General features: G+C 47.9%; 1 protein-coding gene. It reads right to left on the bottom strand.

Annotated elements, in window-relative coordinates:
• Nucleotides 1-219: 219 nt before the first annotated feature.
• Nucleotides 220-1,263 carry a Gfo/Idh/MocA family oxidoreductase gene (locus DP73_RS21880; protein ID WP_034602530.1) on the bottom strand — a complete coding sequence of 348 codons (1,044 nt, stop codon included), beginning with the start codon at nucleotides 1,261-1,263 and terminating at the stop codon, nucleotides 220-222.
• Nucleotides 1,264-1,558 lie beyond the last annotated feature (295 nt).

Genomic DNA, 1,558 nt, shown 5'->3' with positions numbered 1-1,558 from the left:
CAAAGCTTGGGCGGGAAGCGAAGCCACTGGTTCACACCAGGTATTACCCGGAGGTTTGGTGAAGCTCCCGCCTAAGCGAGTAGGCAAGCCTCGGAGTGCTGAGGGTCGAAGACACTGCTGCAAGAAGGTTTAACCCGTGCGAAGACAGTGTCTTCGTCGCACGAATTAGCTTGTCTTGCAGGATGTGGACGAAGCCGCCTGACCCCAGCGACTCGTTCCCTACTCCACTAAAGGAAACACAACCGGCTCTTTCGTCTCTTGGCATTTATAGATCGCCAAAATAATCTCCAGTGCCTTACGTCCTTCTTCTCCTGGAATTGCAGGGGTTCGATCCTCTCGGATGGCTTGAATCATATCTGAGATGATCTCCCGGTGTCCATAACCGTAGACATTCGGTGGATCCCCAGCTTGGCTGGCAAAGATCTGGGCTTTCTCTTCGGTACTCTCGGGGAACTCCCAGACTTCAATGCGGTTTACGGCTATTCCGCCAACGATCACAGATCCCGTTTCGCCAAAAACATTAAAGGTCTCTTCTATGTTCGTAGGGTAGATGGTCGAAGCTGCTTCAATAATCCCGATGGCCCCACTCTTAAACTTGACAACAGCGGCTCCCATATCTTCCATTTCAATTTTGCGCATAAACGTCTCTGTATATCCAAAAACCGACTCCACTGGGCCAAATGTCCACTGTAAGAGGTCGATGTTATGTATTGATTGATTCATCAATACCCCTCCATCGTGGAGCTTGGTTCCGCGCCAAGGTGCCTGGGTATAGTAGTTATCATTGCGATTCCAACGTACAGTAGCTTGTCCGTGAGTTAAATTTCCAAAGCGACCATCCTCAACTGCTTTACGTAGAAGTTTGATAGAGTCATTAAAGCGGTTTTGATGGATAACTCCTAGTTTCACCCCTGCTTTGCGGCAGGCAGCAATCATGGCATCCGCTGTCTTCAAGGTCATGGCCATTGGCTTTTCAACCAACACATGCTTGCCTGCTTCAGCGGCGGCAATTCCAATCTCTGCATGAATTCCACTGGAAGTTGCGATAGTAACAACATCAATATCTGATCTCTTCAGCATTTCCAGATAATCTGTAAAAGGCTCAGCTCCATATTTATCGGCAAAGGCCTGAGCTAACTCCGGCACTATATCGCATACTGCAACTAATTCCGCTTCTGGAAGAGCAACGATAGATTCCGCATGTTTGGGAGCAATCCGTCCACAACCAATAATCGCAAACCGAACTTTGTCATTTCCACTCATTTAAATAACCACACTTTCCTTAAACATTCTAAAGCTTTAAAACGGTATAGTCTTGAATCCACATTAAACTCCAAAATCCTCGAAACACTCTTAAGAATAATAGACCCGTAAGACAGGCGGCTTCGATCCACAGGAGTGAACCCATTGCATGGAGAGGCGGTAAAGCCTACAATGCTTGGGGGCTGTATCTTATACACAACTGACGCCGCCGCAGAAGGCCTAAGCGGAGGTACCTGGGGGGGCCGCATCCATATAAAAAAAAACATACAAACACGAGAGAGAGAGGACGAATCAG

It is taken from the genome of Desulfosporosinus sp. HMP52, from assembly GCF_000765145.1.
Taxonomy (GTDB): Bacteria; Bacillota; Desulfitobacteriia; order Desulfitobacteriales; family Desulfitobacteriaceae; genus Desulfosporosinus.
Note: the sequence above shows the minus strand (reverse complement) of the source record. Positions and strands in the feature narration are given on the sequence as shown.